General features: G+C 55.2%; 10 protein-coding genes and 1 tRNA gene. 10 read left to right on the top strand and 1 reads right to left on the bottom strand.

Annotated features, from left to right (window positions below; all coding sequences use genetic code 11):
- Nucleotides 1-185: 185 nt before the first annotated feature.
- The 6 genes from PVA48_RS13720 to PVA48_RS13695 are packed head-to-tail and all read left to right on the top strand — an operon-like array spanning nucleotide 186 to nucleotide 7,362.
- Nucleotides 186-1,463: an ABC transporter permease gene (locus tag PVA48_RS13720; RefSeq protein WP_423231912.1), complete on the top strand. Its 1,278-nt coding sequence runs from the start codon at nucleotides 186-188 to the stop codon at nucleotides 1,461-1,463.
- A 5-nt stretch (nucleotides 1,464-1,468) separates the two neighbouring features.
- Nucleotides 1,469-2,326, top strand: coding sequence for a hypothetical protein (locus tag PVA48_RS13715; RefSeq protein WP_423231911.1), 858 nt, complete (start codon nucleotides 1,469-1,471; stop codon nucleotides 2,324-2,326).
- A complete protein-coding gene (locus PVA48_RS13710) occupies nucleotides 2,209-3,075 on the top strand; it encodes an ABC transporter permease subunit (protein ID WP_423231910.1) in 867 nt (288 codons plus the stop codon). The genes PVA48_RS13715 and PVA48_RS13710 overlap by 118 nt, the downstream gene beginning before the upstream one ends.
- A 28-nt stretch (nucleotides 3,076-3,103) precedes the next feature.
- Nucleotides 3,104-5,353, top strand: a complete 2,250-nt coding sequence (locus tag PVA48_RS13705) for an extracellular solute-binding protein (RefSeq protein ID WP_215451152.1) — start codon at nucleotides 3,104-3,106, stop codon at nucleotides 5,351-5,353.
- A 3-nt stretch (nucleotides 5,354-5,356) separates the two neighbouring features.
- On the top strand, nucleotides 5,357-6,334 hold the full coding sequence (locus tag PVA48_RS13700) for an ABC transporter ATP-binding protein (protein ID WP_102728175.1): 978 nt from the start codon (nucleotides 5,357-5,359) through the stop codon (nucleotides 6,332-6,334).
- Nucleotides 6,335-6,354: 20 nt separating this feature from the next.
- On the top strand, nucleotides 6,355-7,362 hold the full coding sequence (locus PVA48_RS13695) for an ABC transporter ATP-binding protein (protein WP_102728174.1): 1,008 nt from the start codon (nucleotides 6,355-6,357) through the stop codon (nucleotides 7,360-7,362).
- Nucleotides 7,363-7,771: 409 nt separating this feature from the next.
- Here PVA48_RS13695 and alr read toward each other — a convergent pair whose 3' ends face one another.
- The gene (gene alr / locus PVA48_RS13690) at nucleotides 7,772-8,875 is read right to left on the bottom strand and encodes an alanine racemase (protein ID WP_102728173.1); all 1,104 of its coding nucleotides are present in this window, start codon (nucleotides 8,873-8,875) and stop codon (nucleotides 7,772-7,774) included.
- A gap of 216 nt (nucleotides 8,876-9,091) precedes the next feature.
- Here alr and PVA48_RS13685 point away from each other — a divergent pair.
- The 4 genes from PVA48_RS13685 (at nucleotide 9,092) to PVA48_RS13670 (ending at nucleotide 15,357) form a co-directional block, all read left to right on the top strand.
- A tRNA-Val gene (locus PVA48_RS13685) sits at nucleotides 9,092-9,166 on the top strand.
- A gap of 225 nt (nucleotides 9,167-9,391) precedes the next feature.
- Entirely contained in the window at nucleotides 9,392-10,897 is a 1,506-nt protein-coding gene (locus PVA48_RS13680; protein WP_102728171.1) for a type I restriction-modification system subunit M, read from the top strand.
- Nucleotides 10,887-12,020: a restriction endonuclease subunit S gene (locus PVA48_RS13675; protein ID WP_102728170.1), complete on the top strand. Its 1,134-nt coding sequence runs from the start codon at nucleotides 10,887-10,889 to the stop codon at nucleotides 12,018-12,020. Before PVA48_RS13680 ends, PVA48_RS13675 begins: the two co-directional genes overlap by 11 nt.
- A gap of 187 nt (nucleotides 12,021-12,207) precedes the next feature.
- Nucleotides 12,208-15,357, top strand: coding sequence for a type I restriction endonuclease subunit R (locus PVA48_RS13670; RefSeq protein WP_102728169.1), 3,150 nt, complete (start codon nucleotides 12,208-12,210; stop codon nucleotides 15,355-15,357).
- Nucleotides 15,358-15,688: the final 331 nt, after the last annotated feature.

Below are 15,688 nucleotides of genomic sequence, written 5' to 3'. Positions count from 1 at the left end.
TGTTAGCAAAGGCTCACAAATTTGCATTGCTACTTGCCTCGCCTGCCACAAACCAGTAGAGTTCTGCGCGACGAATGAAGACCTATATCATCAGACGACTCCTTCTCATGCCCCTGACGCTCCTGGGGGTCACGTTCCTCGTCTTTTGCATAACCCGCTTTGTCCCGGGAGGTCCCATTGAGCAGATGATGCAGCAGCAGAGCATGAGCGCCCTGTCCGGCCAGAAAGCGGGCTCCCAGCGCGGAGACAATAACCTGAGTGAAGCGGATATGGAGCGGCTGGAAGAACAGTACAGCCTCCAGGAGCCCATCATTACCGCCTATCTGCAATGGCTGGGAGTGCTTCCGAAAAAGATTTTCATCTCCCGTGAGGAGTTCGGAGACATCGGCGGCATGGAACCGTCCGACAAGGAGGATGAATATTCCGGCATTTCCGATACGCACACCCGGATCAACCTGAATGAAACCGGGGAACAGGTCGTCGTAGTCCGTCCGGACAAAAATTCCGGGAGCGTGAAGGATGCCTTTTTTTCCGGCACGCCGTCCCGGAAAGCCGCCACGGAAGGCTGGACCGTGGACATTGAATCCCCCCTGGACCGGGCGGAACGCTGGGCGCGCCGCATGAGGCAGACGGACAATACGGCAGCCGTCCAGGACAAGGCGAAGAGCTACGCGTGGCGCGCCGTGATGTACAAGACCAGCTTTGACGGCCTGCTTCAGGGCACCATGGGCAATTCCTTTAAATATAACGAGCCGGTGTGGGACATGATCAAGGAGCGCATTCCCGTTTCCCTGTACTTCGGCATCCTGAGCGCTATCATCACGTACTCCGTCTGCATTCCCCTGGGGGTGGTGAAGGCCATCCGGCACAAGAGCCTGGTGGACAACATCTCCTCCGTCCTGATCTTCCTGGGGTACTCCGTCCCCGGATTCGCCCTGGGCGCCGTGCTGGTGGTATATCTGGGCGCGCGGCTGGAATGGTTCCCGCTCTGCGGCCTGACCTCTCCGGACTTTGCGGACATGGGCTTCTGGGGACAGGCCGGGGACCTGCTGCACCATACGGTGCTCCCGCTCATCTGCTACGTGGTCAGCTCCTTCGCCATCACCACCATGATGATGAAGAACAACCTGATGGACAACCTCTCCTCCGACTACATCAGGACGGCCATGGCCAAGGGCGTGAGCTTCAAGGGCGCCGTCATCAAGCACGCCTTCCGCAACTCCTTCATCCCGATCGCCTCCACGCTGGGCAGCCTCATCAGCCTCATCGTGGCCGGCTCCATGCTGGTGGAGAAGGTCTTTGATATCCAGGGCTTCGGCATGTTGAGCTACCAGGCCCTGATGGACAAGGACTACGCCCTGATCATGGGCACGCTGCTGCTTACCTCCTTCCTGATGGTGCTGGGCAACCTGCTTTCAGACATCATCGTGGCCGCCGTGGACCCCCGCATTAAATTTGAATAACACACATGGTTAGAAAACTGGCATACCTTCTGGTCATTCTGGCGGTCCTCACCGCCGTGGGAGAGCTGTGCGGCCTGCTCCTGCCCACACTGAGCTGGCCCTTTACCGTCTCACGGGAAATGAGCATGCTCAACATCGTCTGCACGGACCAGAACAACGGCGGCATCCTGACGCCGCAGGGAAAATTCCTGTGGTTCGGCTGGGCCTGCGTGCTGGTCATGGCCGGGGTCGGCTTCTGGATCATGCTGAAAGGCCCGCGCCGGTTTAACCCCACGCCCATCACCAGGCGCCGCATCCAGCGCTTTAAAAGCATCTCCCGCGGCTACATCTCCCTGATCATCCTGCTGGTGCTGACGCTGCTGGCCTGCATGGACCAGTGCCTGGTGGGCAAGCGGGCGCTCCTTGTGGTCCAGGACGGTTCCTGGTACTTCCCCGCCATCATGCGCAAGGTGTACCAGGGTTCCACCTTTGGCCAGACCGGGGACTTTGCGGATGCGGAAGCTAATTACCGCGAACTGAAAAAGCAGGCCGGACAGCCCGGCAAGCCTTCCCTGGTCATCATGCCCCTGGTTCCGTACAATCCCACGGGGGATTCCACCAATCCCGGTTCCGAGGCCCTGACGGTGAATGAAGACGGCCTGGTGTGCGAATCCAGCGGCAAACCGTACTCCGGCCTGGCCTCCCGGCTGCACAAGGATGAAGAAGCGCTCCCCACGTCAGCTACAAATTCCGCAAGGGAAAAAAGGTGGACCGCGCCACCGGCTGGCTGGAAGACCGGACGGAGGTGTACAGCGCCACGTATGAAAACAACCGGATCGTGGCGGAGCACTACAGCGGCCCCGGCACCAAGGAGGACTTCCTGAAACAGACGGATGAAAACAAAATCAGCCGCATCTTCTACCACCCGGCCCCTCCCCTCAAGGGAGGCCACCTGCTGGGCACCAACACCCAGGGCGCGGACATCCTGGCGTACCTGTACGGCGGGCTCCAGGTGAACATGAAAGCCGCCATCTTCTATCTCCCCATCGTGTACTTCATCGGCATCACCTTCGGAATGATGATGGGGTACTTCGGCGGCATGTTTGACCTCGGCATGCAGCGCCTCATTGAAATCTTCTCCCAGGTTCCCTTCCTGTTCATCATCATGATCATTTCAGACATGGTGCCGCTTCAGATGAAGGGCATGTTCCTGATCATCAGCCTGCTCATCATGTTCGGGTGGATGTCCATGACCTACCAGCTCAGGACCTCCACCATGAAGGAAAAGGCGCGGGACTACGTGGCGGCCGCCCGTGTGCTGGGGGCCTCCACCAGCCGCATCCTCTTCATCCACATCCTCCCGAACCTGGTGGCCATTCTGGTCACGCTGGTTCCATTCAGTGTCTCCGCCCTGATCCTGGCCCTGGCTTCCCTGGACTACCTGGGCTTTGGCCTGCCGGATACGTACGCCAGCTGGGGGCGCCTGCTCAATGACGGCCTGGCGGACCTCTCCGCAAGCTGGGTGGTCACCTCCGCCTTCGCCGCCCTGGTGATCACGCTCCTGCTCGTCACCTTCATCGGGGAAGCCATCCGCGAGGCCTTCGACCCCAAGAAATTCACCACCTATAAATAACAAAAGACATCCGTTCCTCCACATACCCATGCTCAAGCTGTCCTCCATCCTCCGCACCCTCCTTTCTTCCGTGACGCTGTCCCTCCTGCTGGCAGCCGGCACCGGCTGCAAGGATTCCTCCCAATCCCAGGGGGTGGGCTGGCAGCCTAACGTGCCATTCGGCACGCTTCCTCCGGGGTTTGACTCCTTCCCGGAACGGTGGAACAAGCAGGTCAATGACCGCCTGGCAAGGGAAGAAGCCGCCAAGCAGAAGGAAATCAAGAACCTTCGTGATCAATTCTTCAAGGAGGAAGACCCCAAAATCAGGGAAAAGCTGCAAAGCAAGCTCATTGCGGATGAAGCGGCCCTCTCCGTCATCCACCGCAGGCAGACGGAAGGAGACTACATCAAGTTCAAGACTCCGGCAGACATCCCCCAGGACCTTAAATGGGAAGACGGGCTGGACAATCCGGAAATAGGCGATCCGAACGCCAAAAAAGGCGGCGTGCTGCGCCAGTGGGCTCCGGGGTCCTATCCGGACACATTCCGCCCCAACGGCCCGAACAGCAACAGCGGCTTCCGCGGCCCCCTGTATGATGAAATCATCATCGGCCTCGTCTCCATCCATCCGGTCACCGGGAAAATCATCCCCGGCATCGCCCATAAATGGGCGGAAACCGCGGACAGGCGCACCGTTTACTTTGAGCTGGACCCGGACGCCCGCTACACGGACGGGGCCAAGGTAAAGGCCATTGACCTGCTGGTGAACATGTACATCCGCACCTCGGAATACAGCCGGGACGTCTTCTACAACAACTTCTTTTACCAGAATGCGTCCAACATCACCATCTACGACGACAGCCGCTTCTCCATCACCCTCCCCTTCGCCAAGCCTCTGCTCCCGTACTACTGCACGCTGTTCATCCCGTCCCCGCCGCACTTCTACTGCGAATTCGGCCCCAGTTACGTGGAACGCTACCAGTGGCGCGTGCCGCCCACCACGGGCGCCTACGTGGTCAAGCCGGACGGCATCATCCGCGGCCGCCAGGTAACGCTCCAGCGCGTGCCGGACTGGTGGGCCAGGGACAAAAAGTTCACGAAGTACATGTATAACGTGGACCAGATCGTGTACAACTTCATCGCGGAACCGTCCAAGGCCATTGAGCTCTTCCGCATCGGCGAGCTGGACGTGATGAACATCACCAAGCCGGAGCTGTGGCACGAACGCATGGAAATTCCGGAAGTCCACAACGGCTACATCAACCGCAGCACGTTTTACACCATTTATCCCCGGCCTCCGTACGGCCTCTTCCTGAACACCTCCAAATCCCCCTTCAATAACCTGGACGTGCGCCTGGGCTTCCAGTACGCCCTGAACATCCAGAACATCATTGACATCACCTTCCGCGGAGACTACCAGCGGCTCAACTCCTACAACTCCGGCTTCGGCAAATTCACCAACCCCTACATCAAGGCGCGCCCCTACTCTCCGGAACAGGCCCGCGCCTGCTTCGCCAAAGCCGGATACACCATCCCGTGCCCGGACGGAATCCTCCGCAAGCCGGACGGCACCCGGCTCACCGCCGCCATCACCTTCCCCAACTCCTCCCCCTCCCTGGCCTCCACGCTGGGCAAGCTGAAGGAAGACGCCCGCAAATGCGGCCTGGAAATCCAGCTGGACCCGCTGGACTCCACCGTAGCCTTCCGCAAGATCATGGAAAAGCGCGTTCAGGCCTCCTTCATGGCGTGGGGCTTCACCCCGCCCCATCCGATGAACGAGCAAGGCTTCCATTCCCGTTACGCCTATGACGAACGCGGCAGCCTCATCACCTACACCAACAACATCTGCGCCTACGCAGACAAGGAGATGGACAAGCTGCTGGACGCTGAAACGAACGCCGCTACGGAAGACGAACTGCAAAAAGCCACGTGGAAGGTACAGCAGAAAATTCATGATGAAGCCCTGTGGGTTCCGGCCTGGACCACGGAATTCGTCAGGCTGGGCTACTGGCGCTGGGTCAGGTGGCCAAACAGCGCCACCACGCAATTCTGCCATCCCGTCGTATTTGACCCGATGGAAAGCTACCTGTACTGGGTGGACAACGACATCAAGAAGGAGACGATGGAAGCCAAGCGTGAAGGAAAAACCTTTGAGGAAGTGGACGCCGTGTACGACCAGTACCGCTACATGGACTCCATCGACAGCCTGGACAACAAGGAAGGAAGCGGAAAACTGCCGTCCGTGCCTGTCATCCCGGAAAACGGCGCCCCCCTGGAACCCTCTAAAACGGAGAAATAACAAGTGAGCGAACCCCTGTTGGAAATCAAGAACCTGGTCACCGGATTCGAGACGGAATCCGGCCTGCTGAAAGCGGTGGACGGCGTCAGCTTCACCGTACCCAAGGGAACCTGCGTGGGCATCGTGGGAGAATCCGGCTGCGGCAAGAGTGTCACGGCCATGTCCATCGTGCGCCTGCTGCCCCAGCCCATGGGAAAAATCCTGGACGGGCAAATACTCTTCAAGGGCCGTGACCTGGTTCAGGCAAAAGAAACGGACATGCACGGCATCCGCGGCCGCCACATCGGCGTCATCTTCCAGGAACCCATGACGGCGCTCAATCCCGTGCACAGCATCGGCAGGCAGATCGGGGAATCCCTGATGCTCCACCGGGGAATGAACGCCAGGGAAGCCCGGGACGCCGCCATCCAGCTCTTGCAGCGTGTCCGCATTCCTGCCCCGGAACAACGCGTGGACGAATTCCCGCACCAGCTCTCCGGAGGCATGCGCCAGCGCGTCGTCATCGCCATCGCCCTGGCCTGTCATCCGGAACTCATCATTGCGGATGAACCCACCACGGCGCTGGACGTCACCGTACAGGCGCAAATTCTCTCCCTGCTCAAGGACCTCCAGGCGGAAATGGGCTCCTCCTCCATCCTCATCACGCATGACCTGGGTGTCATTGCGCAAAGCTGTGACTCCGTCGTAGTCATGTACGCCGGCCGCGTGGTGGAAAAAGCACCGGTGGGGGAACTCTTTGCCAACCCGCGCCACGCCTACACCAAGGGACTGCTGGCCTCCATCCCGCAGCTGAGCTCCGTGCGCAAGACCAAGCTGCCCACTATCCCCGGCCAGGTGGCCTCCATTGCGGACTTCGTGCCCGGCTGCCGCTTCTGCCAGCGCCAGGGCGTGCCTGTGGAAGAACTCACGGAACGCCCGCCCCTCGTGGAAGTATCCCCGGACCACTTTGTGGAAGCCTGCCCCCGCTGCGCCAATCTTTAACCTTTTTCCCCTTCTCTGCCATGCCGGAACCAATCTTGCAAGTCAACAACCTGAAAATGTACTTCCCCGTCCGCTCCGGGATATTCCTGCGGCAGGCGGGCTGGGTCAAGGCGGTGGACGACGTCTCCTTCAGCATCTACCCCGGAGAAACCCTGGGGCTGGTGGGAGAATCCGGCTGCGGCAAATCCACCATCGGGAAAAGCATCGTACGCCTGCTGAAACCTACGGGTGGCTCCATCCAGTTCAACGGAAAAAACATCGCCACACTCTCCCAGCGGAAAATGCGCCCCCTGCGCCCGCACATCCAGATGGTCTTCCAGGACCCGGCGGAATCCCTCAACCAGCGCCAATCCATCGGCCAGATTGTGGCGGAACCCTTCGTCATCCACCGCATGGGCACACCCGCCGCGCGCCGGGAATGGGTGCGTGGCCTGCTGGACCGCGTAGGAATGCCGGACAGCGCCATTGACCGCTTCCCCTTTGAATTCTCCGGGGGCCAGCGCCAGCGCATCGGCATCGCGCGCGCCCTCACGCTGAACCCCAGCCTCATCATTCTGGACGAACCCGTCTCCGCGCTGGACGTATCCGTCCAGTCCCAGGTGCTCAACCTGCTGCTGGAACTCCAGGAGGAACGCAAGCTCTCCTACCTCTTCATTGCCCATGACCTGGCGGTGGTCAAGCACATCTCCGACCGCGTAGCGGTCATGTACCTCGGTAAAATCGTGGAAATGTCTGACGCGGAAACCATTTACCGGTCTCCCAAGCATGCCTATACCAAGGCGCTGCTGGACGCCATCCCGGAACCGGACCCCGCCAGGGCCAACAAGCACCAGCCCCTGCCCGGTGACGTACCCTCCCCCATCAATCCGCCGCTCGGCTCCGCCTTCGGCCACCGCATCCAGCACCCCTCCTATCCGGAAACAGTGGGTGCGGACCTCACCCCCGTGGAAATAGAGCCGGGCCACTGGGTAGCCCCGGACCCCTGCTCCCTGGAGCCGGAGGACTGGAACAAGGTGCGCCAGCGGTAAAAGCGCGGAAAAACGTCGCATCCGTTACCTATTGGAAAAGGCGCTCCCAGAAGTAAAACCTCCAATTTCAAGAAAATTCCGGCTGCTAAGAGGTATGGCGGAAATGCTGATTAACCATGAATTTACGGTTCCGGCAGCCTGGGGATGACGGCCTCCCCGCCCTTCATAACTAAAAATCCATCCAGAGCGCAGCCAAGGAAATTTTCTCCGGCCGGCGGACAGCATACCCCAACAAAAAGCCTCTGTTCCGCTTAGGAAAAACACCCATGAGGGGAACAACTCCCTCACTCCCGGAAGAGTCACCGCCTTTAAAGGCGATAGCGGAAACACCGGTTCACCGCAGCTTTGCGGCTTCGGTGCCTGCCATCCCGTCAAAAAAACAAACGAGCGCGAAACAGCCCGCGTCCCCTTACACGTAAATCCGCGGCACGCGGGCACTGATGCTGGTCAGCACGTTGCTGGGGATGGTACTGGCGCGGCGCGTCAGCTCCTCCCAGCTTACATTAGGGCCCATGATCTCTACCAGGTCCCCGGTCTCCACCTGGTCCATGTAGGTGACGTCCACCATAATCTGGTCCATCGTCACACGGCCCAGAACCGGGCAGTACTGTCCGTTGATATACACGCGCGCTCCCTGGTTGGAAAGATACTGGAGGTAGCCGTCCGCATAGCCGATGCCGATGGTAGCCACCTTCGTGCTCCCCTTCGTCATATAGCAGTGGTTGTAGGAAACCCCGTGGTTGCCCGGCAGCGTGCGTATCAGGGTAATGCGGCTGTACAGGGTCATCGTGGGCCGCAGCTCCTTGTTGTACGGGGACGGCATGGGGGAATACCCGTACAGGATTCTGCCCAGCCTCACCATGTTGGCGCAGGGAACCTTGTAATTGAACACGGCCGCGCTGCTGCACAGGTGCCGGAACTTGTACTGGTGCCCCAGGGAAAGTTCGTTCACGGCCTCCGCAAAGCCGCTGATCTGCCCGTGCGTGAAGGAAATATCGTCGGAAGCCGCGGACAGGTGGGAAAACACGCCCTCCAGATCCAGATGGCTGAACTGCTTGAGCTTTTCCGTCAGGCCGTGCAATTCACTGGGAAGAAAGCCGCTGCGGCCCATCCCGGTATCCACGCCCAGATGGACATGGACGGGCTTGTTGTAAAGGGCGCCCAGGGAATTGAAATGTTCCGCCTCCTCCACGCTGGAAAGGGCGGCTCGCCAGCCGTTCTGCACAATCTCCTCCCGTTCTCCGGCAAAACAGGGACCGAGAATGAACGGGCATGTCTTCACCCCAGCATCCCTCACCCGGCCAGCCTCCGCCACCGTGGCAACGCCGAAAAAAGCGCAGTCTTCACCATCCAGAGCCTTCACTACCCCTTCCAGTCCGTGCCCGTAGGCCTCCGCCTTCACAATGGCCATCAGGCCGTGGTCCGGCATCACGCGGCGGACGACGTTCAAATTGTGCCTCAACGCATTGGTATCAACCTGGGCCCATGCTCTGGGAGGGCTTGTGCAACTCATGCCCGGAGTGTAGGAAGACGGTTGATGCTGTACAAGCCGGAATTGAGCCACCTTCCCACTTTCCGGAACGGAATCCGGACAAAGCCGCACATCAGTCAGGAGGAATGAATCCGGGAATCTTGACGGAAGGAAAGTATTCCCTCTTTTTCACCTGCCTTCAAAAAACTCCTTGCCAATCCCCTGCATGAACGATATATTCCCACCCGCACTGCAAATGCGCGGTTAGCTCAGTGGTAGAGCACATGCTTCACACGCATGGGGTCACTGGTTCGAAACCAGTACCGCGTACCATCTTCATAAACGCCTCGGAATCAAGCATTTCGGGGCGTTTTTCTTCTCGAAATTGCTCAACTAGCACCATACTAGCACCTTGTTTTTTCTGATTCACACCTGTTTGAAGTTGTCCAAGATGATTCTGAAAATTGGCGGGAGTTTCCTTCATGATCAGCTCCATGGTCTGATCTTGACGTGCTCCGCCATCCTCCCTAAACTTCCTCTTCGTAAACCACAACTGCAATGGCTGAAAAGAATAACGCCAACATTGGCTTTGAAAAACAAATATGGAACGCCGCCTGCGAACTGTGGGGGCACATCCCCGCCGCAGACTATCGTAAAGTCATCGTCGGCCTGATTTTCCTGCGCTACATCTCCTGCGCCTTTGAACGGAAATTCCAGGCGCTCCTGGCGGAAGGGGAAGGCTTTGAAAACGACCGTGACGAATATCTAGCGGAAAACATCTTCTTTGTCCCGGAAAAAGCGCGCTGGTCCGCCGTGGCCGCGGCAGCGCACACGGAAGAAATCGGCAAGGTCATTGATGAAGCCATGCTTGCCATCGAAACCGAAAACAGGAGCCTGAAAAATGTCCTTCCCAAAAACTACGCCAGCCCGGATATGGACAAACGGGTGCTGGGCAACGTCGTGGACATCTTCACCAATATGGACATGGGGGATGCTGAGGTGGGGAAAGACCTGCTAGGCAGGACCTATGAATACTGCATCGCTCAGTTCGCCGCCTATGAAGGCGTGAAAGGCGGCGAATTCTATACCCCCGCTAGCATCGTCAAAACCATCGTCGCCATCTTGAAACCCTTTGACAACTGCCGGATTTACGACCCGTGCTGCGGCTCCGGAGGCATGTTCGTGCAGAGCGTCAAATTCCTTCAGGCGCACAGCGGGCGGAAAGACGGCATCGCTGTTTACGGGCAGGAAAGCAATGCGGATACCTGGAAAATGGCAAAAATCAACATGGCCATCCGGGGGATTGAAGCCGACTTCGGCCCCCACCAGGCGGACACCTTCTTCAAAGACCTGCATCCTTCCCTTAAGGCGGACTTCATCATGGCCAACCCTCCCTTCAACCTCTCCAACTGGGGACAATCCCAGCTGCGGAATGATGTCCGCTGGAAATACGGCATCCCCCCCGCGGGCAACGCCAACTACGCCTGGATCCAGCACATGATCCACCACCTTGCCCCGGATGGGAAAATCGGGCTGGTGCTGGCCAACGGTTCCCTGTCCACCCAGTCTTCCGGCGAGGGGGAAATCCGCAAAAACATCATTGAGGCGGATTTGGTGGAAGGCATCGTCGCCCTGCCCCCCAACCTCTTCTACAGCGTAACCATTCCCGTAACCCTCTGGTTCATCAGCAAGAACAAGCGGCAAAAAGGCAAAACGCTGTTCATTGACGCCCGGAAAATGGGAACCATGGTCACCCGCAAGCACCGCGACTTTTCAGAGGAAGATATCCGGAAACTGGCCGATGCCTTTGAATCCTTCCAGAAAGGAGCCCTGGCGGAGGTCAGGGGATTCTGCGCCATCGCAGATCTGGAAACCATCAAACGACAGGACTACGTTCTCACCCCCGGCCGCTACGTCGGAATTGAGGAACAGGAAGACGACGGAGAACCATTTGAAGAAAAAATGGCCCATTTGACTTCCGAACTGTCCGGACTGTTCAAGAAATCCCACAAACTGGAAACAGAAATTAAGGAACGATTGAAGGCTATCGGGTATGAAATATAAATGGACATTAAAAAAGCTCTCTGATATTGCCGAATTCAATCCCAAAGAGAGTATAAAAAAAGACAGGATGGCTAAGAAAATCAGTATGGAAAAGTTACAGCCATTTTGTCGTGATATTCCGGGATATGAGATAGCGGCCTTCACTGGTGGTACAAAATTTCGCAATGGAGATACTATCATGGCTCGAATTACACCTTGCCTTGAAAACGGGAAACGGGCTCAAGTCTCAATTTTGGATGATGACGAAGTGGGCTTTGGATCAACAGAATACATCGTTTTCAGAGCAAAAAAGAATATGACCAATGCAGACTTTCTTTATTATTTGGTTTGCAGTCCAATGGTAAGAGAACCTGCTGTTAAGTCAATGGTTGGTTCGTCTGGCCGACAAAGAGCACAAATCAATGTTATTGAAAGGATTGAAGTTGCAGTTCCTCCATTGGAAGAACAACAGAAAATAGGAAGCATCCTTCGGGCATTGGATGATAAAATCGAATTAAACAACCGCATAAATGATAATTTAGAGAAGCAAGCGCAGGCTATATTCAAATCCTGGTTTATCGACTATGAGCCATTCAATGGCATGGTTCCATCAACATGGAAGGAATATCGTTTGGTAGATTTCTTGCCTGTAATTACGGGTAAGAAAAATGCCAATGTATCATCGGATAAAGGCCAATACCCGTTCTTCAGTTGCTCTCAAAACATAGCGTGGACTGATAATTACTCCTTTGAAGGAAATGCCATATTGGTTGCCGGGAATGGTGACTTTAATGTCAAATGGTATAACGGTAAATTTGAAGCGTATCAAAGGACATATGTTCTTATTCCGTATAATCCAAGGTATACCAGTTGGCTCTACTATGCCGTCAAATACAATCTCGCTGAGATTACGAGTGCGGCAAGAGGTTCTGTAATTAGGTTTATTACGAAAGGGAATCTTGAGAATTTCTCATTTTTGGCTCCGAGAGAACTTGATAAATGTGAAATCATCGACACCTTTTCTACAATAAACCACGCAATAGAGCAACGCGTCCAAGAAAACTATCGCCTGCAAGCCCTTAGAGATTATCTCCTGCCCCGTTTGATGTCCGGCGAGATTAATGTTTCCTCCATCAAGATCTAAGCTACTAAATTATCATTTAGCCGGATCAATGATTGCCTATTTAGCCTATTCTCGTCTCAATTTGTTTAACAACATATCAACATCATAACAACCGATATTTCAATATCCCTTCCCATCACAAAATGATTGATTTTCAACAGAGGGTTGTATAATTACATTCATCATCAACCTTGAAGCACGCATTCAGATGGCAGGAGCATACACGGAAGACAGCTATGAAAAGTCTGTAGTGGAACTATTCCAGAACATGGGCTACACCCACGTTTACGGCCCCGACGTGGAGCGCGACTATCACCTTCCCTTTTATGAAGATGAATTGAAAAGCGCCATTTTCCACTTAAACCCCGCTTTGCCGAAAGAGGCTGTGACGGAAGCGCTCAACAAATTAAAAAACATTGATAATGGAGAGCTTGTACAGCGAAATGCCGTGTTTATGAACTATCTGCAAAATGGAATTTCCGTACAATACCGCGACAAGGGCGAACTCCGTTCCGACATTGTCTACCTGGCGGATTACAACAATCCGGCCAATAATTCCTTTGTCGTGGCCAATCAATGGACATTCATGGAAAACAGCTGCAAGAGGCCGGACATGATTCTGTTCCTGAACGGCTTGCCTGTCGTGCTTGTTGAGTTGAAATCTCCTTCCCGGGAAGAGACGGACGCTTCCGAAGCCTACCGGCAGCTCCGCAATTACATGAAGGAAATCCCTTCCATATTCGTTTACAATGTCATTTGCGTGATGAGCGACCAAATGACTTCCAAGGCCGGAACCATTACCTCCGGAGAAGACCGTTTCATGGAATGGAAAACGGTCGACGGCAGTTATGAAAATACTAGGTTCGCCCAATTTGACACCTTCTTCGAGGGACTGTTCCAAAAACAACGCCTGCTGGATATTCTTAAAAACTTTATCTGTTTTTCCAATAACGGAAAAGAGGCCATTAAAATACTGGCGGGCTACCATCAGTATTTTGCCGTTAAAAAAGCCATTGAATCTACCCGGAACGCCACTCTTACCGACGGCAAGGGCGGGGTGTTCTGGCATACGCAGGGGAGCGGCAAATCACTGTCCATGGTTTTTTACGCCCACCTCCTGCAAGAGGCTCTGGAAAGCCCGACCATCGTTGTGCTTACCGACAGGAACGACCTGGACGACCAGTTATACGGGCAATTCGCCAAATGCAAGGGCTTCCTGAGGCAGGAACCCATCCGGGCAGAAAGCAGGGAACACCTGAAAAAACTTTTACACGGGAGGAAAGCCAACGGGATTTTCTTCACCACCATGCAGAAGTTTGAGGAATCCCATGAGGCTCTTTCCGAACGCAGAAACATCATCGTCATGGCGGATGAGGCCCACCGGGGGCAATACGGACTGGCGGAAAAGATCAGAATCTCCACAAATGAAGAAGGAGAGAAAATTGCCAAAAGAGTTGTCGGCACGGCGCGCATGATCCGCAACAGCCTGCCGAACGCCACCTATATCGGCTTTACGGGAACTCCCGTCTCCACCAAAGACAGAAGCACCCGTGAAGTGTTCGGGGACTACATTGACGTCTACGACATGACTCAGGCGGTTGAGGACGGAGCCACCCGCCCGGTTTACTATGAAAGCCGGGTGATCAAACTGAATCTGGATCAGGAAACCCTGAAGCGGATTGATGACGAATACGAGCTCATGGCCGCCAACGCCGACCCGGACGTGATTGAACGCAGCAAGCGGCAGCTGGGGCAAATGGAAGCCATTCTGGGCAATGACAACACCATTAATTCCCTTGTCCACGACATTCTGGACCACTATGAGCATTACCGGGAAGGCCTGCTGACGGGCAAGGCCATGATTGTGGCTTATTCCCGCCCCATCGCCATGAAAATTTACCGGCGCATGCTGGAATTGCGCCCGGGATGGAAAGAAAAGGCAAAGGTGGTGATGACTTCCGGAAATAATGATCCGGAAGAATGGAGGGAAATCATCGGCAACAAGAGCTGCAGGAATGAATTGGCCAGGGAGTTCAAGGATAATGACAGCCCGATGAAAATTGCCATTGTGGTAGATATGTGGCTGACCGGGTTTGACGTACCCTCCCTGGCGACCATGTATGTCTACAAGCCGATGAGCGGCCATAACCTCATGCAAGCCATTGCCCGCGTCAACCGCGTGTTCGGCGACAAGGAAGGGGGGTTGGTGGTGGATTATGTGGGCATCGCTTCCGCCCTGAAACAGGCGATGAACGACTATACGGGCCGGGATAAAGCCAACTACGGAGATACCGACGTGGCCAAAGCGGCCCATCCCAAGTTTCTGGAAAAACTCAGCATCTGCCGGGATTTGTTCCATGGATTTGACTATTCCGGATTCACGACGGGTACTGATCTTGAACGGGCCAGATGTATCAGCGGAGCAGTTAATTTTATCATTGGCAGGGATAAGGAAAAGAAACAGGAATGTTTCCTCAAGGAAGCGCTGATGCTGCGCCAGGCCCTGTCCCTGTGCGCTTCCATTGCCCAGGAAGCCGACCGGTTCGAAGCAGCCTTCTTTGAGTCCGTCCGGGTCCTGGTGCAAAGGCTCAGAAACGCGGGCGCCGGGAAGAAAATCTCCCTGAAGGAGATGAACGACAGAATTAACGCGCTGTTAAAACAAAGCATCCGGAGCGAAGGCGTCATCAATCTATTCTCCGACGTTTCCAGGGAGTTTTCACTTTTTGACCAAACGTTTCTGGAGGAAATTGCGAGGATGAAAGAAAAGAACCTTGCTCTGGAATTGCTTAAAAAGCTGATTCTTGAGCAGGTCTCCATTTACAAGAGGACCAACATCGTCAAGTCGGAAAAATTTAGCGAGAAGATGCAGCGGTTGATTAATTCCTACATCAACGGCTTAATTACTAATGAAGAAGTCATCGCGGAGATGCTGAAACTCGCTAAACAGATAGCGGAAGCCCACAAGGAAGGTAAAAATAATGGCCTTTCCTCTGAAGAAGAGGCTTTTTACGATGCGCTGAACAGGCCGCAGGCCGTTAAGGATTTTTATAAAAATGACGAGCTGATCGCCATGAGCAGGGAATTGACAGAGGCTCTGCGCAGAAACAGCACCATCGACTGGCAAAAGCGCACCCAGGCGCGGGCAAAAATGCGCATCATGATCAAACGCCTTTTGAAGAAGTACAACTACCCGCCTGATGATGTGCCGAAGGCTCTTCAAACCGTCATGAGACAGTGTGAGCTGTGGGCAGACAACATTATGGATGTCGGAAAAAAGAGTTATTTGAATGATTCTTCCGAGGATGAGGGAGCCCTCAGAGTAGCGGAAGATCCGGAACAATACTGGGTCAACAGTTGATCATGGCAAGGCATTCAACCAGGGATGGAAAATGGAATCCGCATCTGCCTGTTCCGAACATCTTCGGAGCAGTATATCCCCGCCTTTCGGATTTTTTTCTCTTCCAGGCTGCGCCCGTATGATTTACTGCGATCCACATCGGCAGGAGTGCCTGAGCAGACAACCCCCATAGATTCCTTGTGCAAGACATTGTGCATCCAATCAGCTCAGAGGCAGAAGTGGTGATCCGGCTGTCATTGATGATAAATCATAAACAAAGTAATTCCAAGAGGGACTTAACAGGACAATCCTCTCATTGGCTCTACTTCCGGAATCCCTTTCAAATATTCAT

The organism is Akkermansia sp. JRP_AM1 (genome assembly GCF_049262625.1).
Classification (GTDB): domain Bacteria; phylum Verrucomicrobiota; class Verrucomicrobiia; order Verrucomicrobiales; family Akkermansiaceae; genus Akkermansia; species Akkermansia massiliensis.
This window is presented reverse-complemented; position numbering and strand designations above follow the sequence as displayed.

Coding starts and splice junctions, on each gene's coding strand:
- PVA48_RS13720 (WP_423231912.1), top strand. CDS start 186: ATGATGCAGCAGCAGAGCATGAGCGCCCTGTCCGGCCAGAAAGCGGGC.
- PVA48_RS13715 (WP_423231911.1), top strand. CDS start 1,469: ATGGTTAGAAAACTGGCATACCTTCTGGTCATTCTGGCGGTCCTCACC.
- PVA48_RS13705 (WP_215451152.1), top strand. CDS start 3,104: ATGCTCAAGCTGTCCTCCATCCTCCGCACCCTCCTTTCTTCCGTGACG.
- PVA48_RS13695 (WP_102728174.1), top strand. CDS start 6,355: ATGCCGGAACCAATCTTGCAAGTCAACAACCTGAAAATGTACTTCCCC.
- alr (WP_102728173.1), bottom strand. CDS start 8,875: ATGAGTTGCACAAGCCCTCCCAGAGCATGGGCCCAGGTTGATACCAAT.
- PVA48_RS13680 (WP_102728171.1), top strand. CDS start 9,392: ATGGCTGAAAAGAATAACGCCAACATTGGCTTTGAAAAACAAATATGG.
- PVA48_RS13675 (WP_102728170.1), top strand. CDS start 10,887: ATGAAATATAAATGGACATTAAAAAAGCTCTCTGATATTGCCGAATTC.
- PVA48_RS13670 (WP_102728169.1), top strand. CDS start 12,208: ATGGCAGGAGCATACACGGAAGACAGCTATGAAAAGTCTGTAGTGGAA.